This window comes from Rufibacter sp. DG15C, from assembly GCF_001577755.1.
Lineage (GTDB): Bacteria > Bacteroidota > Bacteroidia > Cytophagales > Hymenobacteraceae > Nibribacter.
Genome location: NZ_CP010776.1, coordinates 1,608,171 through 1,633,087 on the forward strand (window position 1 = coordinate 1,608,171; position 24,917 = coordinate 1,633,087).

Annotated in this window: 26 protein-coding genes and 1 tRNA gene; 16 read left to right on the forward strand and 11 right to left on the reverse strand. The window is 49.9% G+C overall.

Annotated elements, in window-relative coordinates:
* Window positions 1–3: 3 nt before the first annotated feature.
* Window positions 4–930 (reverse strand): isoaspartyl peptidase/L-asparaginase family protein, encoded by a 927-nt coding sequence (locus TH61_RS06805; RefSeq protein ID WP_066507637.1) that lies wholly within the window; start codon window positions 928–930, stop codon window positions 4–6.
* Between the two features lie 302 nt (window positions 931–1,232).
* Here TH61_RS06805 and TH61_RS06810 point away from each other — a divergent pair, with 302 nt between their 5' ends.
* Both TH61_RS06810 and TH61_RS06815 read left to right on the forward strand, forming a co-directional pair.
* Complete coding sequence (locus tag TH61_RS06810; protein WP_066507639.1) at window positions 1,233–1,508, forward strand: hypothetical protein; 276 nt, start codon at window positions 1,233–1,235, stop codon at window positions 1,506–1,508.
* Window positions 1,509–1,750: 242 nt separating this feature from the next.
* Window positions 1,751–2,893: a putative sensor domain DACNV-containing protein gene (locus TH61_RS06815; protein ID WP_066507641.1), complete on the forward strand. Its 1,143-nt coding sequence runs from the start codon at window positions 1,751–1,753 to the stop codon at window positions 2,891–2,893.
* A gap of 100 nt (window positions 2,894–2,993) precedes the next feature.
* Here TH61_RS06815 and TH61_RS18130 read toward each other — a convergent pair whose 3' ends face one another.
* Together TH61_RS18130 and TH61_RS06820 are read right to left on the reverse strand one after the other, a co-directional pair.
* Window positions 2,994–3,194, reverse strand: a complete 201-nt coding sequence (locus tag TH61_RS18130; RefSeq protein WP_157600620.1) for a hypothetical protein — start codon at window positions 3,192–3,194, stop codon at window positions 2,994–2,996.
* 199 nt (window positions 3,195–3,393) lie between these two features.
* Window positions 3,394–3,466 (reverse strand) — tRNA-Phe (locus TH61_RS06820).
* A gap of 181 nt (window positions 3,467–3,647) precedes the next feature.
* Between TH61_RS06820 and TH61_RS06825 the strand changes: the two genes are divergently transcribed.
* The 5 genes from TH61_RS06825 to TH61_RS06845 all read left to right on the forward strand — a co-directional run bounded on the left by TH61_RS06825 (window position 3,648) and on the right by TH61_RS06845 (window position 9,710).
* Window positions 3,648–5,000: a (Fe-S)-binding protein gene (locus TH61_RS06825; RefSeq protein ID WP_066507642.1), complete on the forward strand. Its 1,353-nt coding sequence runs from the start codon at window positions 3,648–3,650 to the stop codon at window positions 4,998–5,000.
* 129 nt (window positions 5,001–5,129) lie between these two features.
* Window positions 5,130–5,903: a (Fe-S)-binding protein gene (locus tag TH61_RS06830; protein WP_066512607.1), complete on the forward strand. Its 774-nt coding sequence runs from the start codon at window positions 5,130–5,132 to the stop codon at window positions 5,901–5,903.
* 358 nt (window positions 5,904–6,261) lie between these two features.
* Entirely contained in the window at window positions 6,262–6,756 is a 495-nt protein-coding gene (locus TH61_RS06835; RefSeq protein ID WP_066507645.1) for a hypothetical protein, read from the forward strand.
* A gap of 12 nt (window positions 6,757–6,768) precedes the next feature.
* The gene (locus TH61_RS06840; RefSeq protein ID WP_066507646.1) at window positions 6,769–8,679 is read left to right on the forward strand and encodes an OmpA family protein; all 1,911 of its coding nucleotides are present in this window, start codon (window positions 6,769–6,771) and stop codon (window positions 8,677–8,679) included.
* An 89-nt stretch (window positions 8,680–8,768) separates the two neighbouring features.
* The gene (locus tag TH61_RS06845; protein WP_066507647.1) at window positions 8,769–9,710 is read left to right on the forward strand and encodes a hypothetical protein; all 942 of its coding nucleotides are present in this window, start codon (window positions 8,769–8,771) and stop codon (window positions 9,708–9,710) included.
* 3 nt (window positions 9,711–9,713) lie between these two features.
* On the opposite strand, the gene TH61_RS06850 is transcribed toward TH61_RS06845, so the two are convergent.
* Complete coding sequence (locus TH61_RS06850; RefSeq protein WP_066507648.1) at window positions 9,714–9,893, reverse strand: hypothetical protein; 180 nt, start codon at window positions 9,891–9,893, stop codon at window positions 9,714–9,716.
* Here TH61_RS06850 and TH61_RS06855 point away from each other — a divergent pair.
* The 3 genes from TH61_RS06855 (at window position 9,892) to TH61_RS06865 (ending at window position 12,389) form a co-directional block, all read left to right on the forward strand.
* Window positions 9,892–11,061: an AIR synthase related protein gene (locus tag TH61_RS06855; protein ID WP_066507649.1), complete on the forward strand. Its 1,170-nt coding sequence runs from the start codon at window positions 9,892–9,894 to the stop codon at window positions 11,059–11,061. The genes TH61_RS06850 and TH61_RS06855 overlap by 2 nt on opposite strands.
* A 16-nt stretch (window positions 11,062–11,077) precedes the next feature.
* Window positions 11,078–11,530, forward strand: coding sequence for a DUF4262 domain-containing protein (locus tag TH61_RS06860; RefSeq protein WP_066507651.1), 453 nt, complete (start codon window positions 11,078–11,080; stop codon window positions 11,528–11,530).
* A 148-nt stretch (window positions 11,531–11,678) separates the two neighbouring features.
* The gene (locus TH61_RS06865) at window positions 11,679–12,389 is read left to right on the forward strand and encodes a DUF4476 domain-containing protein (protein WP_066507654.1); all 711 of its coding nucleotides are present in this window, start codon (window positions 11,679–11,681) and stop codon (window positions 12,387–12,389) included.
* Between the two features lie 550 nt (window positions 12,390–12,939).
* Here the strand turns inward: TH61_RS06865 and TH61_RS06870 are convergent.
* Window positions 12,940–13,416, reverse strand: a complete 477-nt coding sequence (locus TH61_RS06870) for a DUF4293 domain-containing protein (RefSeq protein ID WP_066507657.1) — start codon at window positions 13,414–13,416, stop codon at window positions 12,940–12,942.
* 56 nt (window positions 13,417–13,472) lie between these two features.
* On the opposite strand from TH61_RS06870, the gene TH61_RS06875 reads away from it, so the two are divergent.
* From TH61_RS06875 to TH61_RS06900, 6 genes are all read left to right on the forward strand, one after another.
* Window positions 13,473–14,681: a 3-oxoadipyl-CoA thiolase gene (locus tag TH61_RS06875; protein ID WP_066507659.1), complete on the forward strand. Its 1,209-nt coding sequence runs from the start codon at window positions 13,473–13,475 to the stop codon at window positions 14,679–14,681.
* Between the two features lie 31 nt (window positions 14,682–14,712).
* Complete coding sequence (locus tag TH61_RS06880; RefSeq protein ID WP_066507661.1) at window positions 14,713–15,051, forward strand: hypothetical protein; 339 nt, start codon at window positions 14,713–14,715, stop codon at window positions 15,049–15,051.
* A gap of 235 nt (window positions 15,052–15,286) precedes the next feature.
* A complete protein-coding gene (locus tag TH61_RS06885) occupies window positions 15,287–15,754 on the forward strand; it encodes a hypothetical protein (protein ID WP_157600621.1) in 468 nt (155 codons plus the stop codon).
* 617 nt (window positions 15,755–16,371) lie between these two features.
* Window positions 16,372–17,190, forward strand: coding sequence for a tRNA pseudouridine(38-40) synthase TruA (truA, locus tag TH61_RS06890; RefSeq protein ID WP_066507667.1), 819 nt, complete (start codon window positions 16,372–16,374; stop codon window positions 17,188–17,190).
* A 254-nt stretch (window positions 17,191–17,444) separates the two neighbouring features.
* Complete coding sequence (locus TH61_RS06895; RefSeq protein WP_066507670.1) at window positions 17,445–19,211, forward strand: ABC transporter ATP-binding protein; 1,767 nt, start codon at window positions 17,445–17,447, stop codon at window positions 19,209–19,211.
* A gap of 116 nt (window positions 19,212–19,327) precedes the next feature.
* Window positions 19,328–19,846, forward strand: a complete 519-nt coding sequence (locus TH61_RS06900) for a GyrI-like domain-containing protein (RefSeq protein WP_066507673.1) — start codon at window positions 19,328–19,330, stop codon at window positions 19,844–19,846.
* A gap of 99 nt (window positions 19,847–19,945) precedes the next feature.
* On the opposite strand, the gene TH61_RS06905 is transcribed toward TH61_RS06900, so the two are convergent.
* The 6 genes from TH61_RS06905 to TH61_RS18420 all read right to left on the reverse strand — a co-directional run bounded on the left by TH61_RS06905 (window position 19,946) and on the right by TH61_RS18420 (window position 24,788).
* Complete coding sequence (locus tag TH61_RS06905; protein WP_066507676.1) at window positions 19,946–20,962, reverse strand: alkaline phosphatase D family protein; 1,017 nt, start codon at window positions 20,960–20,962, stop codon at window positions 19,946–19,948.
* A gap of 133 nt (window positions 20,963–21,095) precedes the next feature.
* Window positions 21,096–22,199 (reverse strand): alkaline phosphatase D family protein, encoded by a 1,104-nt coding sequence (locus TH61_RS06910; protein ID WP_066507680.1) that lies wholly within the window; start codon window positions 22,197–22,199, stop codon window positions 21,096–21,098.
* Between the two features lie 96 nt (window positions 22,200–22,295).
* The gene (locus TH61_RS06915; protein WP_071887804.1) at window positions 22,296–22,970 is read right to left on the reverse strand and encodes an outer membrane beta-barrel protein; all 675 of its coding nucleotides are present in this window, start codon (window positions 22,968–22,970) and stop codon (window positions 22,296–22,298) included.
* Window positions 22,971–23,019: 49 nt separating this feature from the next.
* Complete coding sequence (locus TH61_RS06920) at window positions 23,020–23,682, reverse strand: hypothetical protein (protein WP_066507689.1); 663 nt, start codon at window positions 23,680–23,682, stop codon at window positions 23,020–23,022.
* Window positions 23,683–23,738: 56 nt separating this feature from the next.
* Window positions 23,739–24,428: a hypothetical protein gene (locus tag TH61_RS06925; RefSeq protein WP_066507690.1), complete on the reverse strand. Its 690-nt coding sequence runs from the start codon at window positions 24,426–24,428 to the stop codon at window positions 23,739–23,741.
* A 228-nt stretch (window positions 24,429–24,656) separates the two neighbouring features.
* Window positions 24,657–24,788 (reverse strand): hypothetical protein, encoded by a 132-nt coding sequence (locus TH61_RS18420; RefSeq protein ID WP_255360009.1) that lies wholly within the window; start codon window positions 24,786–24,788, stop codon window positions 24,657–24,659.
* Between the last annotated feature and the right edge of the window lie 129 nt (window positions 24,789–24,917).

The following is a 24,917-nucleotide window of genomic DNA, read 5'->3' on the forward strand; positions in this document are numbered from 1 at the left end:
GGGTTAGTCTTCCCAGATGCGCACTACCGGGTCATCGCCGCCTTGTCTAAAGCCCCTGAACATGAGGTTGCAGTTGTAGACCATCCCCACTTCGCCGTTAGGATCCATGGCAATGATGCCTTTGTCGCCACCAATCTTTTTCTTGTACATGTCTACGGCTTCGTCAACGGCTTCTTGCACAGAAAGGCCTTTGTATTTCATGAGGGCGTACACTTCATGGGCCAGTACGGAGCGCATGATTTCCTCGCCTTCGCCGGTGCAGGAGACGGCCACTACCTCACTGTTGGCATAGGTGCCGGCGCCAATGATGGGACTGTCGCCTACGCGGCCGTTCATCTGGTTGGTGAGCCCGCCGGTAGAGGTGGCAGCGGCCAGGTTGCCATCCTGGTCCAAGGCTACGGCACCCACGGTGTCTACCCGTAGTTTGGCACGGGCCTCAGGCTTTTTCTTTTCTTTTTCGTGCTGTTTTTCCCATTCCTTGATGCGTTCCTCCTCTTGAAAATAGGGGATGGGCTTGAGGGTGAGTTCCTGCTCGCGGGCAAAGTCCATGGCGCCGTCGCTGGTCAGGTAGACGTGTTTGGTTTTCTCCATGATGGCGCGCGCCAGGGAGATGGGGTTTTTAACCTGCTGCACATTGCTACAGGCACCGGCGTTCATGTCTTTGCCGTCCATGATGGCTGCGTCCATTTTGTTTTCGCCTAGTTCTGTAAGCGCCGCGCCTTTACCGGCGTTGAACAGGGGATTGTCTTCTAAAGACCTGACCGCGGTTTCTACCGCATCTACCGCCGTGCCGCCTTTCTTTAACACGCGCCAACCCGCATTAAGCGCCTCTGAGAGACCATCACGGTAGGCCTTTTCTTTTTCGGGGCTTACCTCGCTCTTTTTCATGTTCTCGGCACCGGCATGGATGGCAATCGCGAATTTTTTCATGGCGTCTTTGGTTAGTAGGAACGTCCTCTAAAACGAAGGCCTATGCGCAGAGTTGCGTCAGGCTCTGCCGCTGGGACTTGTAGAATGGCTTGATTAAGCGAGTGGGCTTTTGGCCGCAGTTGCCTTCTGAAAGACAGGGTTAGAGGTGAGGTGGTAGAAAATCGGATTTGAGCAAGAATCTTATGGTGTTCTCACGGGAAACGGCCTGCCGCTGCAACAGGATATCTTGAAAAGAGTAATAAATTAGCCGGTGAACGTACTAAACATAAGGCTAGAAGCGTATTTTAAAAACAGCCACTGAGATGAAGGATATGCAAGTAAAGGAGTTTGTGGAGTTGCCGCTGGTAGAGCAGATAAAGCAGGTGCAGGACCAAGGCCGCTACCTGCACTCGCGCCTGAAGGGGTGGTGCCACATCAGTCTGTACGGCATGGGCTCTTTCTACGCCGAGGTCTGGCTGCTGGAGCACTGCGGCAGTATTGCCCTGGTGCGCACGTTCACCTCACAGAAACAGCTGGATCCCTACCTGCAAACCACTTGCATGGAAAACTTCCTCAAGCAGCTTGCCCCTTCAGAGTAACCCTCAACTTTAAGCTCTTCTTGCCGCGTTACGCTATCTTTCGTTTTTGGCATCTTTTCCAGAAACCAGCCTAAAAAACGGATTCCTTTTCCCTCGCTCTTCCTGTTTTCAAGCAGATTTCAGAAACAATCTTTTGGAGGGCGTCTGTCTGTAATATAATTCTGGTCTAATTGCCGTAAGTTGGTACTTCATTGAGCGAAGCCGTTCTTAACTAGCGCTTCGCTTAAGCAAAATCCTGTACCATGAACCGTGAAATAACCTACCAGGCAGCTCTGGCGGTGGCAGAAACCATAGAAACGCATTTTGTGCAACACCTGCGGGAGGCTCGTGCCCGCGGCGAGAAAGGCTTGGCTCCAGAGCCGCACGCCAAGGTGATTGCCGCCATGATTGACACTGCCTTCTGGGCCAGCCTGCGGCGCGAAGAAGGAAACTCGCCTAAGATATCTCTAGCATTTCTACCTCCAGAGAAAGCCCAACGTCCGCTGGTGTTTGAGCAGCGTCTGCCGCTTTCTTCTTATATGTTGACCAAACTGGCCCCCGGTGTAGAGCGGGCGGGTATTCATTTGGGGGTCTGGTACCAAGGGCAGGAGCTGTATATCTGGGGCACCATGCATGAGATTACTAATTTCTGCTTCGTGCTGGACGTTTCTGAGCCGGGTCTGCTGGTGATTAAACACCGCCGGCAGGGTGGCTTTGGAAAGTTCAACAACGTAGCCGTGCTCAAAGGGGACCAGATCAAGGTGGTGGATGAAAGCAGCGCGTCCATGCCCGACTGCCCGGCGGTGCTTTCCTCGCTACTGGGCTTTGCAGCGGCCTCTTCCTGGAACGATTCTGTGAACGTGCTGGTACAGATGGCGGTGTCTATGCGCGCCCACGGCCGCGGGGGCACCTTGCTGGTGGTGCCTTCTGGCAAAGAGGACTGGCGCGGTTCCATCATGCATCCTATTCAATACGCCATCGCGCCTGCTTTCTCTGAGCTCGCGGACCTTATGCGCCAAGACGTGTCTGTACGCAGCCGTAGCAAATGGCAGACCGCCCTGGTGCAGGCCATTGACAACATTGCCGGGCTCACCGCCATAGACGGCGCCACGGTCATCACGGATCAGTATGAGTTATTGGCCTTCGGGGCGAAGATTGTACGCGCCACGGACAGCGCCCAAGTAGAGCAGATGACCTTCACGGAGCCCGTGCTAGGCGGCGAGGCCATGGTGGTGTCCCCCTCGCAGAGCGGTGGCACCCGTCACCTCTCTGCCGCTCAGTTTGTCTATGATCAACAAGACGCTTTAGCACTAGTCGCCTCACAAGACGGCCGGTTCACCATCTTCAGCTGGTCCCCGTGTGAAGGCATGGTGCACGCCCACCGGGTGGATGCGTTGTTATTGTAGAAGGCGTTTTTGGCTTGTTATCTGGGAATTAGGCTGAAAATGGAACATCCCACGGTGTATAAATGCCGTGGGATGTTTCTGTAGTATAAAACCCTAAGTATTAGTTACCAGCGCCCAGCGTCAAGGTGTCTGAGGTGATGGAAACGTCTTTGGTAGTGTCTGCCACTGTCTTAGTGGTATCTGTAGTAACAGTAGTAGTGTCGGTGGTGGTGGTTTCTGCGGTCTCTGCCTCAGCGCCTTTTTTCATATCTGAGCAAGACATAAAGGAAAGAAGCGCTACAACGGTTAATAATTTTTTCATAAGGGTATAGTGGATAAGGTTTTAAGATATAATATGGGCTGAAGGTATTGACTTACTATCATATATGCAATTTCCTATACTTTGGAATGGCTTGGAAGAAAGACGAAGGATAATCTGATTTTGGCCTCTTTTCGGCAAAACAGACCAAAAACAAAAATCCCGCTCCAATTGCTTGAAGCGGGATTCTCTTTTGTACCGGTGGTGATGATTGGAATCGAACCAACGACACAAGGATTTTCAGTCCTTTGCTCTACCGACTGAGCTACATCACCAGCACTGTTTCTAACTAGTCCAGCAGTCTGTTACTGCCGTTCCCGTTAAAAAGTATGCAAAGGTAAGCAGGCAGACCACATTTGCAAAACTTCTGGCAAAAAAATCTTTTACCGCGGTTTAAGAATACTTTGCTAAATTCGTTCGTAGTAGAAGCAGATTTCAACGCTAAACTTCCTTCCTGTGATTAATTCTATCGCCTTTATCATAGTGGCCGTGCTGGGTATCGGTCTGTTTGTCTGGCAGATCCGCAAAATCATGCGCAACATTAACCTGGGCCGCGACAAAGTCATTTCGGGCCACACGCCAGAGCGCGTCAACAAGCTTTTATTGATTGCCTTCGGGCAACAAAAAATGTTTAAGCGCCCTTTGCCGGCCGTTTTGCACCTGTTTGTCTATGTGGGTTTCCTGGTGATTAACATAGAAGTGCTGGAGATTTTCATTGATGGCATCTTCGGGACGCACCGTGTGTTGGGCTTTATGGGTCCCGTGTATGACGCCCTGATTGGCTTCAATGAGATTTTGGCGTTTTTGGTGATTATTGCCTGCGTTATTTTCCTGGCGCGCCGCAACATCACCAAAGTGCCCCGTCTGACCACTAGCCCAGAGATGCGCGCTTGGCCAAAGATGGACGCCAACATCATTCTGATGATTGAGATTGTCTTGATGGTGGCCCTATTCGTCTTCAATATTGCAGACCAGAAACTACACCAACTGCGCGGCGCCGAACTGGCGGGCGCATTCCCCATCACTGGTTCTTTGGTGGACTTGTTCGGGAGCAACCCAGAATCCCTGCACGTGATTGAGCGCACCGGCTGGTGGTTCCACATCATAGGCATCCTGGCCTTCATGAACTACCTGCCCAGCTCCAAGCACTTGCACATTGTGACTGCGTTCCCTAACGTGTACTATAGCAAAGTAGAACCGAAGGGTCAGTTCAGCAACGTGGAAAGCATCACGCATGAGATTAAAGCCATGCTGGACCCAAGCTACCAAGTGCCAGCTATGCCAGAAGGTGCTGAGCCGCAGAAGTTCGGGGTGAAGGACGTAGAAGACCTGAGCTGGAAACAACTCTTGGATTCTTACTCTTGTACCGAGTGCGGTCGTTGCACCAGCGTATGTCCCGCCAACCTGACCGGTAAGTTGTTGTCGCCGCGTAAGATTGTGATGGATACCCGTGACCGCATGGAGGAGAAAGGCGAATCACCGCTCATCTTCGACCCGGCCAACTATAAAATCGAGTCTGAGCGCGTGAAGGTGACTGAGGAAAAAACTTTACTACGTGGTTACGTGACCCCAGAAGAACTGTGGGCCTGTACCACTTGTAATGCCTGCGTAGAGTCATGCCCAGTGAACATTGACCAGCTGTCTTCTATCATGGACATGCGCCGTTACCTGGTGCTGGAAGAGTCGGCGGCGCCGGCTTCTTTGAACACCATGTTCAACAACATTGAGAACAACGGCGCGCCGTGGGCCTTCTCGCCAAGCGACCGCTTCAACTGGGCAGACAACCTGTTTGTCACTTCTAAGTATTAATACCTTCCTGCTGTCAGGAAGCATAAAATAACCTCTGCTGAAATTCTATCTGAACAATAGCACATCAGCACATTAAGAAATTAGCACATTAATAAAATGTCAGAGAAAAGACAGATAGAAGTACCGGTAATGGCAGACCTGGCCGCCCGCGGCGAATCTCCAGAAGTATTGTTTTGGGTAGGCTGTGCCGGCGCTTTTGATGACCGTTACAAGAACGTGACCCGTGCCTTTGTGCGCATCTTAGAGCACGTGGGTACCAAATACGCCGTACTGGGCATGGAAGAGTCTTGCACCGGTGATCCGGCCAAGCGCGCCGGCAACGAGTTTCTGTTCCAGATGCAGGCCATGACCAACATTGCCACGCTAGACGGGTACGGCATTAAAACTATTGTGACAGCCTGTCCGCATTGCTTCAACACCATCAAGAATGAGTACCCAGCCCTGGGCGGAAACTACGAAGTCATCCACCACTCCACCTTCTTGCAAAACCTTATCAATGAGGGCAAAGTAAAGATTCAGGGAGGTGGAGAGTTCAAAGGCAAGCGCATCACGTTCCATGACTCTTGCTACCTGGGCCGTGCCAACGACATCTATGAAGCCCCGCGCGAAGTGCTGGCCGCTCTAGATGCTGACTTGGTAGAAATGAAGCGTAGCCGCGCCAACGGGTTATGCTGTGGTGCCGGTGGTGCCCAGATGTGGAAAGAGCCAGAGCCAGGCAAGAAAGACATCAACGTAGAACGCGCCGAAGAAGCCTTGGGGACCGGTGCCACCATCATCGCCTCTGCCTGCCCGTTCTGTATGACTATGATGTCTGATGGCGTAAAAAGCCAAAACCAAGAAGATAACGTACAAGTATTTGATATTGCAGAATTGATAGCCCAAGCCGAAGGTTTGAACGCCTAGTTTGTAGTAGCAAGTAGCACGTATCAGGTAGCAAGACTAAAATAAACCAAAGCCGTTTTTAACCTGTTTCTCAGAAAATAGGCCAAAAACGAAAACTCAAAGGCCTGCTTCAAGTTTCTAACTTGGAGCAACCATTGGCGCAAGTTTTCAACTTGCGTACAACGTCCAAAGAGAGAAAAGGAAGTTGAAAACTTCCACCATAACAACCACAAGCTGTAAGCTTGCGGTAGAAAGTAAGCTTCGTTTTAAGCCTGTTTTCCAGAAAGTAAGCCAAAAACGAAAGTCTTTCGTCTTACATCTTGTGCCCAGTGTCTTTTATTAGCACATCAGCACATTAAATAATTAGCACCTTAAAAAAATGTACGTTCCGTTTCATCAGTTACCTCCGCATAGCCGCCTCTGGATTTACCAGCTGGACCGGCCCCTTTCTGACCAGGAAGCAAAGGCCATGGAGCAAAAGCTGGAGGAATTTGTAACCGAATGGAGCAGTCACAGTAACGACTTGCAAGCGTCTTTCCAGATAAAGGAGAAGCAGTTTGTGGTGTTGGCCACCAATGAACAAGTGGCCTCGGCTAGTGGTTGTTCTATTGACAAGTCTGTGAATTTTCTTCGGCAATTAGAACAGGAGTTTCGCGTTCAATTATTTGACAGGACGCAGTTGGCGTTCCAGCAAGGCGGAGCCGTACAATTGGTACCCATGGCGCAGATAAAGGCCGAAGTGGAGAATGGCACCCTGTCGCCGGACTCATTGTATTTTGATACCTTAGTTTCTACCGTGGGCGGCTTGCAACAGCAATGGCCCGTTCCCGCAAAAGATACCTGGCTGGCGCGTTATTTTCAGCCTGTGTCCTAACATCTTTACCATATGATGCGACACTACAAAACGCTTGGGGCACTGGCCCTGTTCTTTGCCCTCAACAGTTGCGGCCCGTTCCGCTCGTCTCTGTCTAAGGGCGACAAAGACTTTAAGCAGGGAGAATACCAATTGGCCATTGAGCACTACCAAGTCGCTTTAAAGAACAGTCGCAACGCCAGAACGGCCAACTTCAAACTAGCCGAGGCCTACCGCTTGTCTAACCGCTTGGCCCAGGCCGAGCCGTTTTACAAAGCCGCCATTGATGCCGGGCAGAAGAGCGAGGAAACCCTGTTCCGCTACGGCATGGCCCTGAAAGCCGTGGGTAGATACGAGGAGGCCGCCGCGCAACTACAGCAATACCTGGCGGTGGCCGCTAACAAGACCTTTATCGCCATTGCCAGCCGCGAGGTAGAAAACCTCAAGCAGGTACCAGCTATCCTGAACACGCCCACCTATCAAGTAATTGAACCTCTGAAAGCCGCTAACTCGCCGGCCTCAGACTTCGGTCCGGTGGTGCACCAGGGGCAGTTGATGTTTGCCTCAACCCGTGAGACCCAAGTCTATAAGGGCAACGGCGAAGGCTTCCAGGATTTATATGTTGTAACCCAGAATGATACCACGGGCAGCGCTGTTTCTTTTGGAGAGCCGGTGAACTCTGTAGGCATTCATGAAGCCACGCCCACCTTCACCAATGAAGGCCGCACCATGGTCTTTGCTAGAAGCAACAGCGGCAAGAAGAATGGCCGTCAGGACGTGGATTTGTTTGTGTCCCAGTTCAAAACCGGTAAATGGTCTGAGCCTACTATCTTAAGTTTCAACGATGATGCCGCTTGGGATGCCACACCGGCATTCTCGCCAGACGGCAAGACTTTATATTTCTCCTCAGACCGCCGCGGCGGACAGGGAGGCAATGATATCTGGAGCACTACCTTAGACGAAGGCGGTCGTTTCTCACGTCCTGTCAACTTAGGAGCTCCTATCAACACGCCGGGCAATGAATCATTCCCGCACGTAGCGCCAGATGGGACTTTGTATATCGCCTCAGACGGGCACCCGGGTTTGGGCGGGCTGGACCTGTTCAGAATCAAAGGCGATTCTATCATCAACCTTGGCGCGCCATTGAATACTGTGGGTGATGATTTTGCCATCTTCTACATTGACAAGGACAGAGGCTTTTTCTCTTCTAACCGCGCCGGTGGTCTAGGCGGAGATGATATTTATGGGTTTGAGAAGCGCCAGCCCAAGCTGGTCAACTTCTTCGTGGACGGCCGCGTGGTAGAGCGCAATGACAAGACCAACGCTACCACGGCCATGGGCAACATTCGCGTCACGCTTCAAAACGCCCAGGGGCAAAAGGTAGCTGAGACAGTTTCTACTGCCGGTGGGGCTTTCAGCTTTAAACTAGATACGGCCAGCGTGTATTCTGTCTTGGCAGAGCGCGAAGGTTATTTTGCCGCCCGCCAGTCGGTGATTACGCAAGGCAAAACGCCGCCGCAAGACCAACTGACCCAGCCGCTCACCGAAATTAGACTCACCACCACGCTCACGCTCACCAAGATTGTGAAGAACAAAGCCATTGTGGTGGAGAACATCTTCTATGACTTTGACAAAGCCAACATTAGACCAGATGCGGCCATTGAGCTAGACAAACTGGTGCAAACCTTGGTAGACAATCCTAAAATCACCATTGAGCTGAGCTCACATACAGACAGCCGTGGTAACGACTTGTACAACCAAGATTTGTCACAGCGCAGGGCCCAAAGTGCCGTGGATTACATCATCTCCAAAGGCATTGACAAGAACCGAATCACGGCCAAAGGCTACGGCGAGTCAAGACCGGTGGTGAAGAATGCTAAAACTGAGGCCCAGCACCAAGCCAACCGCCGCACGGAGTTTAAAGTAACCCGCATTGACGAGTAGGCCTTTACCCATTTTTCAATTGATTTGATACGATGTCGTTTTCGGCCTGTTTTCCAGAAAGCAGGCCGAAAACGTTTTTTAGAGTGCCCATGGAGCTACAACGGCTAAGCGCAGAAACATACGCAGAGATTTTTCCGGCGCCCTACCATGTCTACAATTCCGTGGACTTCAACCAGTTCAATGCCGATAGACTGGGGCTGGAGTTACACTGCCTCGCGTTCAAAACCAAGAAGTATAAGTTGGGCTTACTTGGCGTTGTGCAGGATGGTGCCTTTAAATCTCCTTTCTCAGCGCCCTTCGGTGGCTTTTCTTTTGTGAAGGACGATGTACGCATTCAACATCTGGACCAAGCACTTGACACATTGCAGAAGGATTGCTTAACGCAAGGTGTCTCTAAGATGGAGTTCACGCTTCCGCCGCTGTTCTACAATCCCAGCTTTCTAGGCAAGACCTATAACGCTTTGCACAGCCACGGCTTTACAGTCATGCAAATGGAGCTGAACCATTCCATCCATTTGGCAGGGCAAACTATAGAAAGTTACCAACAGACGTTTAGAAGAAACGCCCAGAAGAACTTAGCCAATGCCGAGACCAAAGACTTCTCGTTTTCTATCTGCGAGACCGAGGCAGAAAAGCGGCTGGCGTATGAGGTTATCAAGCAGAATCGGTTCACCAGAACCAAGCCTCTGCGCATGGGTTTTGAGCAATTACTCCTGACTGGGTCACTCATTCCTTCGGATTTCTTTTTAGTGCGATTGGCGGGAGAACCAGTCGCGGCAGCGATAGTATTTCAGGTATCCAAAGGAATAGCGCAGATTATCTATTGGGGAGATTTGCCAGGGTTTGCGGCCAACAGAACCATGAACTACCTGTCTTTCCAATTGGTGAACTACTACTTAGCCAAAGGAGTGCAAGTGATTGACGTAGGCTATTCCACCGAGGATAGCGTACCCAACTACGGGCTGTGCGACTTCAAAGAAAGCATTGGCTGCACGGCTTATCCTAAGCTTTCTTTCAGCAAGACGCTGTAAGGCTTAAAGAGAAGTGAAGCTCACGCCGGGATTATTTTCATGGGAATCAGAATAAAAGCGGTCAAACCCAGAAGGCTTTCTTATTTTTGCCCCAGCAAAGGCACGGCCTCGTTTTTGGCCTGTTTCTGTCAAAATAGCCCAAAAACGGCTTTCATCTTTTCCACCAGCCCAGAAGCCCACCATGGAAAACCGGTACCTGCAACGCGGCGTGTCTGCCTCTAAAGAAGATGTGCACAACGCCATCCAGAACATTGACAAAGGCCTCTTTCCGAAGGCTTTCTGCAAAATCATCCCAGACCTGCTGGTAGGCGACCCTGAGTACTGCAACATCATGCACGCCGACGGCGCCGGCACCAAATCTGCCCTGGCGTACCTGTATTGGAAAGAAACTGGAGACCTTTCCGTTTGGAAAGGCATTGCCCAGGACGCCATCGTCATGAACACCGATGACCTACTGTGCGTGGGCGCCACCGAGAACATCTTACTGTCCTCTACCATCGGACGGAACAAGAACCTGGTGCCTGGCGAGGTGATTGCCGCCATCATCAACGGCACCGAGGAAGTCTTGCAGATGCTGAGAGACAACGGCATTGGAATCTACAGCACCGGCGGCGAGACCGCAGACGTGGGCGACCTGGTACGCACCATCATTGTGGACAGCACCGTGACTGCCCGCATGAAACGCTCTGAGGTCATCTCTAACCACACCATTCAGCCCGGCGATGTGATAGTAGGCTTCGCGTCTTACGGCCAGGCTACGTATGAGAGCGAGTACAACGGCGGCATGGGCAGCAACGGCCTTACCAGCGCCCGCCATGACGTCTTCGCGAATTACCTGGCCCAGGCCTACCCGGAAAGCTTTGACCCCGCCGTGCCTTCTGATTTGGTATACTCAGGCTCTTGCAAACTTACCGATGTGAATGTAGAAACCGGCCTGACTGTGGGGAAACTGGTGTTGTCGCCTACCAGAACCTACGCGCCTTTGGTGCAGGCTATCTTGAAAGATTATAGAAGCCAACTGCACGGCATGGTACATTGCAGTGGCGGCGCGCAGACCAAGGTGTTGCACTTCACAGAGAAGGTCCACATCATCAAAGACAACCTGTTACCGGTGCCTCCGCTGTTCAGACTCATCCAAGAGCAGAGCAACACCAGCTGGCAGGAGATGTACAAGGTCTTCAACATGGGCCACCGCCTGGAACTGTACGTGCCTCAGGAAATCGCCGAAGACCTGGTGAACATAGGAAAGTCCTTCAACATTGACGCCCAAATCATTGGCCGCGTAGAAGCGAGTGAGAAGAATGAGTTGACGATTAAGAGTCCGTACGGCAAGTTTTATTACGAAGGGTAATTAGTTTTGAAGGCAGATGACTGAAGAACAAATTGAAAGGTATTTTGAAAAGCTTAATGAGAACATTAAGGAATATGGATATCATCTGACATATGTTTCTGCAAGTGACTCTCCCTCTTTTTGTTATTCAACAGGAATCTACAGCACTTATAACATTCCAGAAGTCTTTATCTCATCTCTACCACAGGGATTGTGTTCTGAAATAATTGAGAACTATGTAGAAGCTTTCAAAGACGGTAAAGGGATTCCGCTCAATGAAAAACTTAGCTTTTTAACAGTTAGATTTCCTGTATACCTAATTAATGTACCAGTTTCGGCCTTGAAAGAATACGTTTTGTCAAGCGTCAAAATATATGGGGATGAAAAGTATAAATATTTACAAGTAATCTATCCAGACACAGAAGGAAATTTCCCTAACGACGTAGGATATGATTACGACCAAGAAATAATGGGGAAGTTCATAAATTAGAATCACCATTATCCTCCAATCCCTTCCTCGTTTTTGGCCTTTTTTACAGAAAGTAAGCCAAAAGCGAGGAAGGGATTACTTTTAAATATAGAATTGGCACAATACTTGGATAAGGCTTCACATGAGTTTTACCTAAAGATTTACAGCCATGAAACCTTTGTACGCCTTCGTGATTTTATGCTTGTTGCTAGCCCTGCCGCAGGTAGAGGCCAGACCCAGACAAGAAGCGGCTCTCTCTATCGCCAGCGTGCGCGGCGAACTGTTCTACCTGACCGTTGGCGGCAGAATCATCAATCCTGTAGCCACCAATAGAGTAGACGTAGGTGATTTGCCTGCCGGAAGGTATTGGCTGGACATCAGGATACTCAGAAGAGGCCGGGTTCAGAACATACGGGCCGAGGTGTTCTTGCGGGAAGGCTATGAAAGCATCTATGAACTGGTGCGCGGCCCGCGCGGGAACGCTTTGTTCTTGCGTAAAGTAGGAGAAGAGCCCATGCGCCGCCGTCCGGACCCAAGACCGACTCCCAGACCCGACAACAGCTATGACCCAGACGATGTAGTATGCCGGAACGCGATGCAAGAGCGGGAACTGGAACGCGCCCTTCGGTTCATGAAAGAAGAAGGCATGGATGACCGCAAACTGGAGATTGCCAAGGGCGAAATTAAACTAGCGGGCGGCATCATGACCGAAGACCTCATCGCTCTCATGGACGCCCTTACTTTTGAAGACCGCAAAGTAAAACTAGCGAAATACGCCTACACCTTCGTGTGCGACACCCGCAACTTCCCTAGAGTATTGGATGCCCTAGAATTTAGCAGTAACAAGCGCGAGATGCAGGATTTTATCTATAAGCAGTAGTTGGTCAGACACAAGACGTCAGACACAAGACGTCAGACACAAAGTTCAAGACTTAAATCCTAGCAACTTACTTAAACAGTTTAAAACAGAAAAGCCTCTGCATTGTGCAGAGGCTTTTCTGTTTAGTTGGAGCTTCAATAATTACCCACTTTTATCATCCTGAAAGGTCCTTGTGGGCGAACTAGACAGGCATAGGCAATGAAACGAGTCTTTTCTTTTATAATCAACCTAGATATCCCCTTTTAGTAAACGCTTTACAGCTTGCCCACAAGATCCTTTCAGGATGACAAAAAAGGGGGAGTGGTCGATAAAAGTGTTGATGTTGGATGAAAAATTATAAAGGAGGAGAGGTGACAAGGGAGAAACAAACGAAGAAGACTGCAAAATAGCAGGCAAACGGCGTAGAAAATTGATGCTTCGTTTTTAGCCTGTTTTCATCAAACTAGGCCAAAAACGAAAAACGTCAGACACATAGGGAGTATCTGACGTCTTAAGTCTTTATGGAAGTAATGTCTAATATCTAGCGTCTAGTATCTAGCATCCAACAGAATTAGCGCAATCTATCCATTGACCGTACCAAGTCCTCATCGCGTTTGATGAAGCGGTTGGCCAGGGCGTTCATGACCATGGCCACGAAAGGGATGTAAAAACCAGAGAGGCGCTCTCCAGATTCTTTGGTGGCTACTAGGTCTTCGCCTACATAGAAGGAGAAGTAGAATACCACGCCCACCAAAGCGGCCAAGACCACCGAGTTCAAAAGGCCCAGTTTGATTTGGGTAAGGCGGCTCTTGTACTGGAAAACCTCATACAAGGCAATCAATGCAGCAGCAGCGGCCAGAATAGCAATGAAAATGGCGCTCTTAGAAGCGGCTCCTTCGGTGGCGGTTTCAGGGCCCAAGTGGTAGGCGTCTAACACATATTCCACACCATTAGCCGGGTTCGTCTTGGCCCAGATAGGCACGAAGAACATGCCTACCATGGCAATCACAATTAGGAACAGAAACACGCTTTGAATTCTTTGTATCATAACAGGGTTAGTTAACTTGCAGTCAGTAACACAAAGCTACATAAAACTTGTCAATCATGGCTCAAGACGCTTATATCATAGACATCATCCGGACGCCGGTAGGCAAATTTGGCGGTTCGTTGAGTACCGTTCGGCCAGACGACCTGGGCGCAATGGTTATCAAAGAACTGATGGCCCGCAATCCAGAGGTGTCGCCTAAGGATATTGAGGATGTTATTTTTGGCGCGGCCAACCAAGCCGGGGAGGACAACCGCAACGTGGCCCGCATGTCGGGGCTGTTGGCGGGCTTGCCGCAAGAGGTGGGCGGCGTGACCGTGAATAGACTGTGCGCCTCAGGCTTGCAGTCCATTGCTGACGCCAGTCGGGCTATTAAAGCCGGCGAGGGCGAGGTTTACATTGCCGGCGGCGTGGAGAGCATGACCCGCGCCCCGTTCGTGATGGCCAAGGCAGACTCGGCCTGGAGCCGTACCTCTGAGATTCATGACACCACCATTGGCTGGCGCTTCGTGAATCCGGCCTTGTCCAAGCTGTACCACCCGTACTCCATGGGCGAGACCGCCGAGAACGTGGCCAAGCAGTGGAACATCTCCCGCGAAGACCAGGATACCTTTGCTGTGCAGTCGCAGACCCGTTACCAGGAAGCCGCCAAGGCCGGCAAGTTCAAGGACGAGATTGTGCCCGTGACCATTCCGCAGAAGAAAGGCGAGGCTCTGGTGTTTGACACCGATGAGCACCCGCGCCTTTCCCCGCTGGAAAAACTTGCCGAACTTAAGCCAGCCTTTGTCAAAGAAGGCGGCTCGGTGACTGCCGGAAACGCCTCGGGCATCAATGACGGTGCTGCCGCGGCCTTGATTGTGAGCGGTGACTACATGCGCAAGCACAACCTCAAGCCCATGGCCAGAATCGTGGCCGCCGCGGTGGCCGGGGTGGACCCTGCGCACATGGGCATCGGGCCGGTGCCGGCTACCCGCAAAGTTTTGGAGCGCGCCGGGCTGGAGGTGAAAGACCTGGACTTGGTGGAGTTGAATGAGGCCTTCGCGTCGCAAGCACTCGCCTGCTCGCAGGAGCTGGGCCTGGACCCGGCAAAAGTGAACGTGAACGGCGGTTCCATTGCCATCGGGCACCCGCTGGGCGCCAGTGGCACCCGCGTCACGGCTACGCTTCTGCATGAAATGAAGCGTCGTCCAGATGCTAAATACGGCTTGGCTACCATGTGCATTGGCGTTGGCCAAGGCCTGGCGGTGCTTTATGAAAAATGCGAATAGGCTTTAAATATGACAAAGCAGATAATTGGTGATGACTAAGAAAGGACAAATGATAGTGACTAACATAGTCATTTTTGCTTTTCTTGCGGGAGCCTTTTATTTATTAGTGCACTACTCTGAAACCGAGATTAAAAAAAGAATAGATACAGTCAATTCAGACTATACTTATTCAAAAGGCCTTATAAAGGATATAAAGTATTATAAGGGACACAGTGTAGATGTGAAATATCGTATTGGCAATAAATCCTATGAATTCTCAGGCGGCTGGGATGACAACCCTAAGCACATATTAGAGGGAGACTCAATTAAGTTTAGGTATTCTATTCAATCTCCTGATCTTATCATCACAGAATTGGAGGATGAATATTAACATATAAATATTCTGCTCTAAGATACTGTAAGTAGTGTAGTCGCTTATTTTAGAAAATGATTAGAGATTATAAATTAACCTTGCTTCTGCTTTTTGAGGCAAGGTTAATTTTTTTGTATCTGATTTTTAGTGAGTTAATGTTGTTTTTGCCCTATTTTCTGAGAATTGGCCTAAAAACAAAACGATTCTGGCACGGACGTTGCATTCTACCAGTCAGAACTTAAAAATCACGGATATGAAACGGTATTTTTTACTCGCAATGATTAGTGTTTTGTCCTTCGGGAATATGGCGATGGCTGCTGGCGTGACCGATGCTAAGAAAGACAAGCAACAGCAGAAAGCCGCTGAGCAAAACCGCAAAGCGTTTGAGAAGGCCGCCAAAAAAGACGTTAAGAAAAGCAAGCGCGGCGATGAGGCTTCTTACCAACAAGAGATGGCCCGTGCCAAGACGCAATATAACAGAGACAAGGACCGCCTGAAGGACGAATACAACCGCCGTCAGCATGAGTTGCGTGACCGCTACCGGGCTGATGATAACAGCTTGTCTAGAACAGATTATGAGCAAGAGAAGGCGCGTATGAAAGCGAATTATGAAAGAGAAAGAGACGCTTTGCAGGCCCGCTATGAGCAGGACCGCGACAATCGTCAGCAGAACTGGGAAGCATCTAGAGGCAACATGTCTTTGATTTCTTTCAACAGATAGTGAATAATGGTTTTTGATTAGGTTAAGGTGAAAAGGCGGCTTCCCACAGGGAGGCCGTTTTTTTGTGCCCGTGATGTCGATTTTAGCTTGTTTTCCTAAAAGTAAGCCAAAAACGCTGGTCTGAAGAAAGGAGCTTCTTCGTCCCCCTTTGAAGGGGGTAGGGGGATGACTTCTTTATCTGAGTCCCGCCGTTGTTGGTGTTCTCACCAACAACCATGACTGCCCTTAAAGCCTCTGCCTCCCAATCCCGTCTTTCCCAATTTCTCTTATCTTACTTTCTATTCAGGTTTGTCACTTTTCTCCTTGATGAGAAAAGTAACCAAAAGAATCAAGAACCACCGAACTCGCTGAACGCTCAAACAGGCGGTGGTTCATTAATGTGCACTTGGCTAAAGCTATCTGTTTCATGGCGGTCTTACACCGTTGCTACTGGAGAGGCCACTGCTTTCTCCCTCGTGAAAAAGGACCTAAATCGAACGGTCCCTTTTCCCTCGGTCAAGGGCTGGCGGATGGCTGTTGGTGCGGTTGCAATGCCTTCATCGCCCTGCGGGCGGGAATCTATTATGACTCAGGACTCGCGAGGCAAGACTCAGGACTATTTCAGTTATCTTTGCGGCATGCGGTATTTCTTAGATGTGGCCTATGATGGCACGCGGTTCCATGGCTGGCAGACGCAACCCAATGCCCTTACGGTGCAGGAGGTATTGGATGATGCCATTTCTAAGGTCTTTAGGGTGCCGCAGGTAGAAAGCATTGGCAGTGGCCGTACCGACACCGGTGTGCATGCGGGCCAGCAGTGGGTGCACGTGGATTTGCCGCTGGTGCTCACGCCAGAAGAAATCGTCTACAAGCTCAACCGCCTTCTTCCGCCAGACATTGCGGTGCGACAGGCCAAGCAAGTAGGGCCCGAGGCGCACACCCGCTTTGACGCCATCTCCAGAACGTATGAGTACCACATCACGCTGGAGAAAAACCCGTTTCTGGTGCGGCATGCCTATTTCTTGTCGCGCAAGCCTGACGTGGAGCTGATGAACCTGGCTGCGCAGGCTTTGCTGGAACTGGAGGACTTCACCGCCTTCTCTAAAGTAAAAGGAGACACCAAGCATTACCGCTGTACCATCACTCGGGCCTTCTGGCAAGAGCAGGAAAACAAACTGGTCTTCACCATTCAAGCCAACCGGTTTTTGCGCGGCATGGTGCGCCTGATTGTAGGCACCTTGCTGGATGTGGGCAAAGGGAAATTGAGCGTTAATCGGTTCAGGGAAATCATTGAAAAACAGGATAGAAGCCTGTCCAGCGGGGCTGCTCCCTCAGAAGGTCTTTTCCTGCACCGCGTAGACTACCCTGAAGGCTATTTTGACCAACAACAGGCTTTGTTTGACCAGGAAGCGGAACGGTTACAAGCACTTGAAGCTTTGCCCAATCAAGAGGAATAACCGTTTTTGGCCTGATTCCCAGAAAGTAGCCCAAAAACGTATTCCAGACTCATAACTCAAGACTCGCGACTCAGGACTGCGCACGAAGTGCGCTTTATTGAGTACTTTTGCCCGAGGCTCAGATACTAGCGTTTTCGTCTTGTTTTCCGGGAATCAGGCCAAAAACGGAAGCGGCGGAAAACTATCAGGTACCTGCAAGGGTTTGTTTTCCGTACCACGTTCTCAGGAGCCCATCAACTTTAGCACAAGACCACATGAGTGAAATAGGCGGCAGTAAGACAGGAAGTGCCTTTGACTGGGAGGTGCTCAGGAAGATTTTCCGGTTTGTGAAGCCCTACAACAAGGTATTTTATTTCGTGATTTTCCTGACGGTGGCCTCTGCCGTGCTGGCCACGGTGCGCCCGTTCCTCATTCAGGAGATGGTGGACAAGCAGATTCTGCAGTACAACTGGCAAGGCGTGAACCGCATGTTCATCTGGCTGGTGGTCCTCTTGATTCTGCACACGCTGGTGTCCTACCTGCACACCTATTTTGCGGGTTGGCTGGGGCAGTACGTGGTGCGTGACATCCGGGTGAAACTCTATGAGCACATCCTCAAACTAAGACTTAAGTTCTATGACCGCACGCCCATAGGCACGCTAGTCACCCGTAATGTCAGCGACGTAGAAACCCTCTCAGACGTCTTCTCTGAAGGCTTGGCCGCCATGATTGGCGACGTGTTACAGCTGGTCTTCATCCTGGCGTACATGTTCTGGCTGGACTGGGAACTGACCTTGGTGAGCCTTTCCATGTTCCCGCTCTTGATTCTGAGTACCTATGTATTTAAGGAGAAGGTGAAGGCGTCTTTCCAGGAGGTGCGCGGCGCGGTGGCTAAGCTGAACGCCTTCGTGCAGGAGCACATCACGGGCATGATGGTGGTGCAGATTTTCAACAACGAGGCCCGCGAGATGAAGAAGTTTGAGGCCATTAACAAAGAGCATACTAGAGCCAACGTCAAGTCAGTGCTGTACTATTCGGTGTACTTCCCGGTGGCCGAGGTGATTGGTGCGGCCGGTACAGGCCTTTTGGTTTGGTACGGCGCGAAGGGCGTGGTGCAGGACCATGTCACGCTTGGCACGCTCATCGCCTTTATCATGTACATTGCCATGTTCTTCAGGCCCATCCGGCAGATTGCCGATAGGTTCAACACCCTGCAACTGGGTGTGGTGAGCTCTGAGCGTATCATGAAACTGCTGGAAAGCAAAGAGCTGATTTCAGACACAGGCGAATACCGGCCAGAGACCATCAAAGGCGGCGTGGAGTTTGAACAGGTATGGTTTGCCTACAACGATGAGGACTGGGTGTTGCGCGGCATCTCGTTCCAGGTACAGCCGGGCCAGACCGTGGCCTTGGTGGGTGCTACGGGTGCCGGTAAGACTTCTATTATCAACCTGCTCAGCCGCTTCTATGAAATCAACAAAGGCGTGATTAAGGTAGACGGCCATGACATCAAAGAGTATGACCTGGATGTGCTGCGCCGGCATATTGGCGTGGTCTTGCAGGATGTGTTCCTGTTCTCGGGCACCATCCAAGAGAACATTACGCTGGGCAACAAGAACATCACTGAAAGCCAGATTTGGGAGGCTGCCCGTTTAGTGGGTGCTGACAAGTTCATTGAGCGCCTGCCGGGCGGTTTGCAGTACAACGTGATGGAGCGCGGGGCTACGCTTTCTGTGGGTCAGCGGCAGTTAATCTCCTTTGTGCGCGCCATGGTGTATGACCCTAAAATCATTATTCTGGACGAAGCCACTTCCAGCGTAGACTCAGAGACCGAGGAATTGATTCAGTTTGCCATTGCACAATTGATGCAGGGCCGCACGTCTATTGTGATCGCGCACCGCCTGTCTACCATCCAAAAGGCAGATAAAATCATTGTCCTGGACCACGGCGAAATCAAGGAAAGCGGCACCCATGAACAGCTTCTACAATCTGGCGGCTACTACGCGCAGTTGCATGAGATGCAGTACAAGAACTTCGTGTAAGGGTAAAGCGTTTTTAGCCTGTTTTCCGGAAATCAGAGTAAAAATGAAGCACTTTTACAGATAGCACATTAGCCTATTCCCTCAATTATTCAATCTCTCAATCACTCCATAGAAAAATGAACAAGCGTTTCGTGATTTACATGCTCATAGTAGTGGCCGTCATGGTGGCCGTGTATGCGTATGTGGGCGGGTTCAAGCAGGTAGAAATTACTAAAACCACGTCTAGACAGGTCTTCATTGCCGGAAAACTATATGAAGGAAAAGCTGATGCCGAGGAGTTGGGCGTGCTGTTCCAGGAAGTGGGGAAATTGGTGGAGCAGAAGAAATTAGTAGGGGAACCGGCCGGCATCTATTACAACAACCCAGAAAAGCAGAGCCAGGTGCTGCGCGCGTTTATTGGCGTGGCCATTGCAGATACCACGGTGACGTTGCCAGCAGGCTACAAAATACGCGAGGTCAAAGCGGGTCAGCCGATCTTGCAAGGAACCTTGGACGCCAGCCAGATGATCGCCCCCAAGAAAATCTACGAATCCCTGTTTGACTATGCCGAGGATAATAAAATCAAGCTGAAGAACTACTTTGTGGAGCGCTATCCTACCAAAGATTCGGCGGTGATACAGATTGGGTTAGAATAGGCAAAACACTCCCAGGCATATTGACAAGAGCGATCCCTAATAGGTCGCTCTTGTTGTTTTTAGGCTGTTTTCTAGGAATCAGGCCAAAAACGGAAAAGCTTAGAAGGAGATGTTCTGGCTTAGGAGGGTTTCGTTGCGGTCGCCTTGTACCTGTAATCTGGCTTGACGGTTGGCCCAGTCAATCTGGATCAGCCCGAAGTTGCGCTTCGCCACGGCCGTACCTACGCGGTGTTTGTTGACCTCTGTCACCGGTTTGTTTTTGTGGGAAAGGGTAAGGCCGCTGCTGGTCACTTCATAGAGCGGCTGGTTCCAGCCCTTCACGGCCAGTTGTGAGATTTCTGCCATACGTCTCTCGCCTGACAATAGCACCACGCCCTTAGAATTGGTTCTGGCCAATAGCTTCAAGAACCGCTCCCGTGCCTGCGGGTGGTTCGCCCATTTGGTAAACGAATGCTCTTCTGGGATGATCTGGGTGCTGTTCCCAATCAAGGTCAGTTGCGCCGAGTTCTGCTTCAGTTCTTTTTCCAGCCATTCCCATTGGGCTTCGCCTAGAAGATCTGCCTCTGTGGATTTCTTTTTGGCTTGGCCTTTAGATGTAACAGGCTCTGCTTGCGCGCGGGTATCTAGTAAGATGATTTTTACCTGCTTGTTTTTAGGGCCGTAGGTATAGGCAGAGTAGACTAGGTCTTGCTGCCGGCGCAGACTTTCTGTTGGTTCGCCTACAAAGTCCAGAAACAAGCGTTTGGTATCTTCTTGCGAGGAGGAGTTGGGGCCGTCTAAGTTGTAGTTCCAGGTGCCAATGATAGAGGCGGCTTCACACAGTGCGTTATACCCGGGTTCTGCTAACAATCTAGCGTACTTGGCGTGCAGCGGCTCACTGTCTCCTGAGGGTTCGCTCACGTTGCCGCCTAGCCAGATCCATACCTGTGGCTTGTTGTCCAGAATGTCGGCCCAGAGTGGTTGCGGAAGTTCTTCTTTGTTGCAAGACCCAAAGGCAATGGTAGTAAGCGGTCTCTTTACTGTTTCTTTGGCTTTTTTTACTTCGTCGGCCTCATGCGAAGCCAACAGGCTACTTAATCCAAGAAGGGTGAAACTAATAAAGGAAGTAAGCGACATTGGAACTTTACCCAGTTAAACTTGGAGTCAAAGGTAAAAGCATTCCTTGTATATAAAAATGTTTAGTTGTAATTGTGTTTAGGATATGCTAACAATAGGCACATAGATTATTTAAAGCGTAATGCTTGTTCCGTTATTTTTTCTTGAGCGGTGGTTTCTTCTTATTTAATGTGGTAGAACGAGCGTATCTCACTTGCGTTTTTTGGTGCAATCGGTTGTTTTTGCCCCGTATCTCAAAATCCACTTGATAAGGAGTCTGGTCCCAGTGAAACCGCAGTACTCCAAAATTAAGTTTGTCGTGCATCTGGCCTACCCGGTACTGATTCTCCTCATGGACGAAGCCACTCATCCAGCTATGGGTAAGGCCGCTGGAGGTGAACTCAAAGATAGGGTAAGGCACGCCTGGCCAGGTCATTCTGGAAATCTCTGCAAAGTGCCTGTCCCCGGAAAGCAAAATGACATTGGCAGCTTTGGTCTTGGCGATTAGGTTGAAAAGTCTGGTGCGGGCCTTAGGGAAGTTTCCCCAGCGCTCATAACCGTGGTCATTGGGGATAATCTGTAGTCCGGTGCCAATTAAATGAAACTGCGCCTTGCTGTTGCGGAGCTCCCGTTCCAGCCAGCGCCATTGGGCTTCGCCTAGCAGGTCGCCTTTCTTGTTTTCGCCGTACTTGGGTTCTTGGCCCATGAGTGAGTCCCGGTTGTAGCGTCCGTCCAGCAACAGTACTTTGACCTGCTTGCCGACGGGGCCATAGGTATGGGAGCTGTACACACCTTTGTGCTTCCTGTTGGGGCTTTTGGCGGGCTCATCTAGAAAGTCCCAGAAAAGGCGGGCGCTCTGGACTTTGAATGGATATTCCTTGCCTGCGTTGTTTCGGCCGTAATCATGGTCATCCCAAACGCCTATGACGGGTATCTGCTGGTAAAGATTCTGGTAATCTGGGTGCTGCTTCTGTTGGTTGTATTTAGCCTTGAGGACGCGCATGTCCTCTGTGTCGCCGTAGATGTTGTCGCCTAGCCAAATCCAGAGCTGGGGGTTGTTCTTGAGAATCTCTGTCCAGAGTGGTTGGTCTCTTTCAGTGGAGTTGCAGGAACCCAAGGCCAAAGTCACCAGCGGTGTCTGGGCATTGGCAGGCGCTAGCGTATGGGTTTGTCTGTCTGTGTCTATGGTGGTGCAGGAAAATGCCAAGAACAGGAGAAGCCAGATGACTCTGGACAAGGGCCGCTTCATGTACGTCATAGGCAGGCGTACGCGAAGCAAGGTAAAAGTGATGCGTCTTCTAGATAAGGCAGAAAAAGAAGCCGGCGCGTATCACCAGGCTTCTTATCAGGATAGCTACTCTTCAGTGGAGGCACGGCCAATGTACAGAGAGACTCCAAGGCTAAGGCCCTCCAGCCCTAACTTTGAGGTGAAGCCTTTGGTGGTGTAGGTTGACTTTGGCGCATGGACAGATTCAGACTTAGTGTTCTGGTAACCAATCTCCCCAAAGGTGCACTCGATCCCCACTTTAGAGCTAGGAAAGAAGACCAGCCCCGGCGTCACATACACATGCAGCCCATTCAAATCTGTCTCTGCTGGAGAAGCGTCAGTTGTTCTATACTTTATGGAACCCGTAGTATAACTGGCAGTGGCTTGCCCAAAGAAGGCTACCTTAGTACCCATTGGAAGATAATACCGCGTGAACGGCGCTAAAGAAAAGGAATGGGTTATCTTTTCAGTAGTGGTGGGTGAGTTACTATTATAATAATAGAGCTGATTTGAAAACTCATTTTTATAACCATAAGAAACCCCTACGCCTAATGCCCATTGAGGCTTGACAAAAAATCCCACCTTGGGTGAGAAAGTAAAAGTAGTCGTCTCGGGGTAGAATGCTTGGGACGAGCCGTTAGACATATCTGTCTCTATAGAAGAGTAGTGGAGGGAGCCAGAAATAAACTTGTTGCCCAAGTTCTGGGTGAAGGCCACTAATGAAAGGCAACTTAAAAACGCTAGCAGGAATATTCTTTTCATTTGCAGTAGTTCAACTTTGAAGAGCGATGAGAGGCAGGCTGGCGTACTCCTACTCTACAGGTGCGGCTTGATTTCTAGCTAAGTAAAAGGAGATGCCAATTTTTAAGGCAGATGGGTTCAGGTTGACAGTGAAGTTTTTGCCCTCATGATCTTTGGCCTGCTGGTACCTCATCTCACCCAAGCTCATTTCCAGGCCCAGCCATGGTAGCGGCAGGTAGGTGAGGTTAGGGCTCACGCTGGAGGAATAGAAAGAATTGTCAAGCTGGGCGGCGGAATAGAAGCCGGGCACCTCCATTTCTATGTTAGTGGTAGAATAGACTGCATTCAGTTGCCCAAACAAGAAGAAGTTTTGAGTGATGGGAAAGTAGTATCTGGTAAAAGCGCCTAGTTCCCAGGTAGTAGACTTTAAGTTTCTTGCATAAAACTGTGGAGGAGAGTTAGAAGGGGGCGCTGGAGAAGGATAATCTGTGCTGGTCTGTACTATGCTCACCAATGGACCTACCGCCCATCTGTCATGGAGAAAGTATCCTACTGTTGGTTGCACGGTAAAGTATTTGTTTTCTAGCTTATCTAATCCCTGCTGATTTTCTGCGGGCTGGGAGGTGTAGTTTACCATGCCCCCCACCAACACAGAGCCTTTAAAGCCTTGGCTATAGCAGAAGAGCGGTGAGAAAAGAAACGTGAAAATGAGAAGGGAGAGTATTTTTTTCATGTAAGAAAGGTGCCTGTCAAGTGAAGAGATCAGAAGTAAGAAAATAGAGGTAAGTATTACTTCCCAAGCAAGAGGGTAGCACCCACTTGCAGGCTTGAGAATCCTAAACTAGCCGTGAGTTTATCTGCAAGGCCTTCCCCGTAGTTGTAATATCCTATTTCGCCTAGACTCACCTCCAGACCTAGTTTGGAGATTGGGAAGAAGATGATGCCCGGCTTGAGGTTGGCAAATACCAGAGGACGATCATTGGTTGAATAAGAATTCCCCAAACCCTCTTTTTTTCCTTGCGTGACCATTGAAAAAGTCCTGAAGGACTCCTGGTTCCTATTTCCTATTCCAGAGCCGGCGTGCGCAAACAAGAAGATGTTTTCTTTCAAAGGCAGGTAATACCTCATAAACGGGCCCACGCTCCAACTGGTAGCCTTCAACTCTATTTCATCTATTTGCATAGAAGGGTCTTGAGAGCTATACGAGCTATTGGACTGTCTTTCCTCTAAGTGAGTGTCCTGTTGGTAATTTCCTTGCAGTCCCACCACTACGCGGTCGCTTAAGAAGAAGCCAAGGCTAGGCTGCGCCTGAAACTTGGAACTAGTTACCTCCTGTGCGAAAATGCCTACCGTATTTGAAGAGGAGTTAGAACTGTTGAAGTGAATGGTACCACCTACCTGCAGTTTATGCCGAAGTGATTGAGCCGGACTATAAATGCTTATAGAGACAAATAGAATCAGCCATAGAGCCTGTTTCATAGTGAGAGTTTCTTTGAAACGAAGATAGGGCCTTGTCTTTTAATAAGATTGAAAATTTAAGTTTTAATATATTCAAGAAGCAGATTTCTTGCTAAGTCATAAGTTCTATTAGGCGGCTAGAAACAGGCGTGCAAAAAAGAAGGACTGGCTTGGGGCCAGTCCTTTCGGGGGTAAGTGTGGTTTGCACCGGATATATATACATCCCTATGATAGGGTACACAGCCGCTTCTAGTTGGTTCTTGTATTCATGATTCTAAACGCTTCTTCTCTAGAAATCTCTCTATCTGCCAGTAAAAGGTTGTTGCTGGCTACTATCAATAATTGAAACTTCTTCTTAATGTCATGGTAATAGATGAGCATAGTCAAATCTTCGTAACATCTTGAGAAGATTTTTCTAGCCTTTGTCTTTAAATTAAATAATTCTAAGCGTATTCTTCTTAATCTCTCCATCATAAGCTCATAAGGCATCATATTTCCAAGATGTCTTAC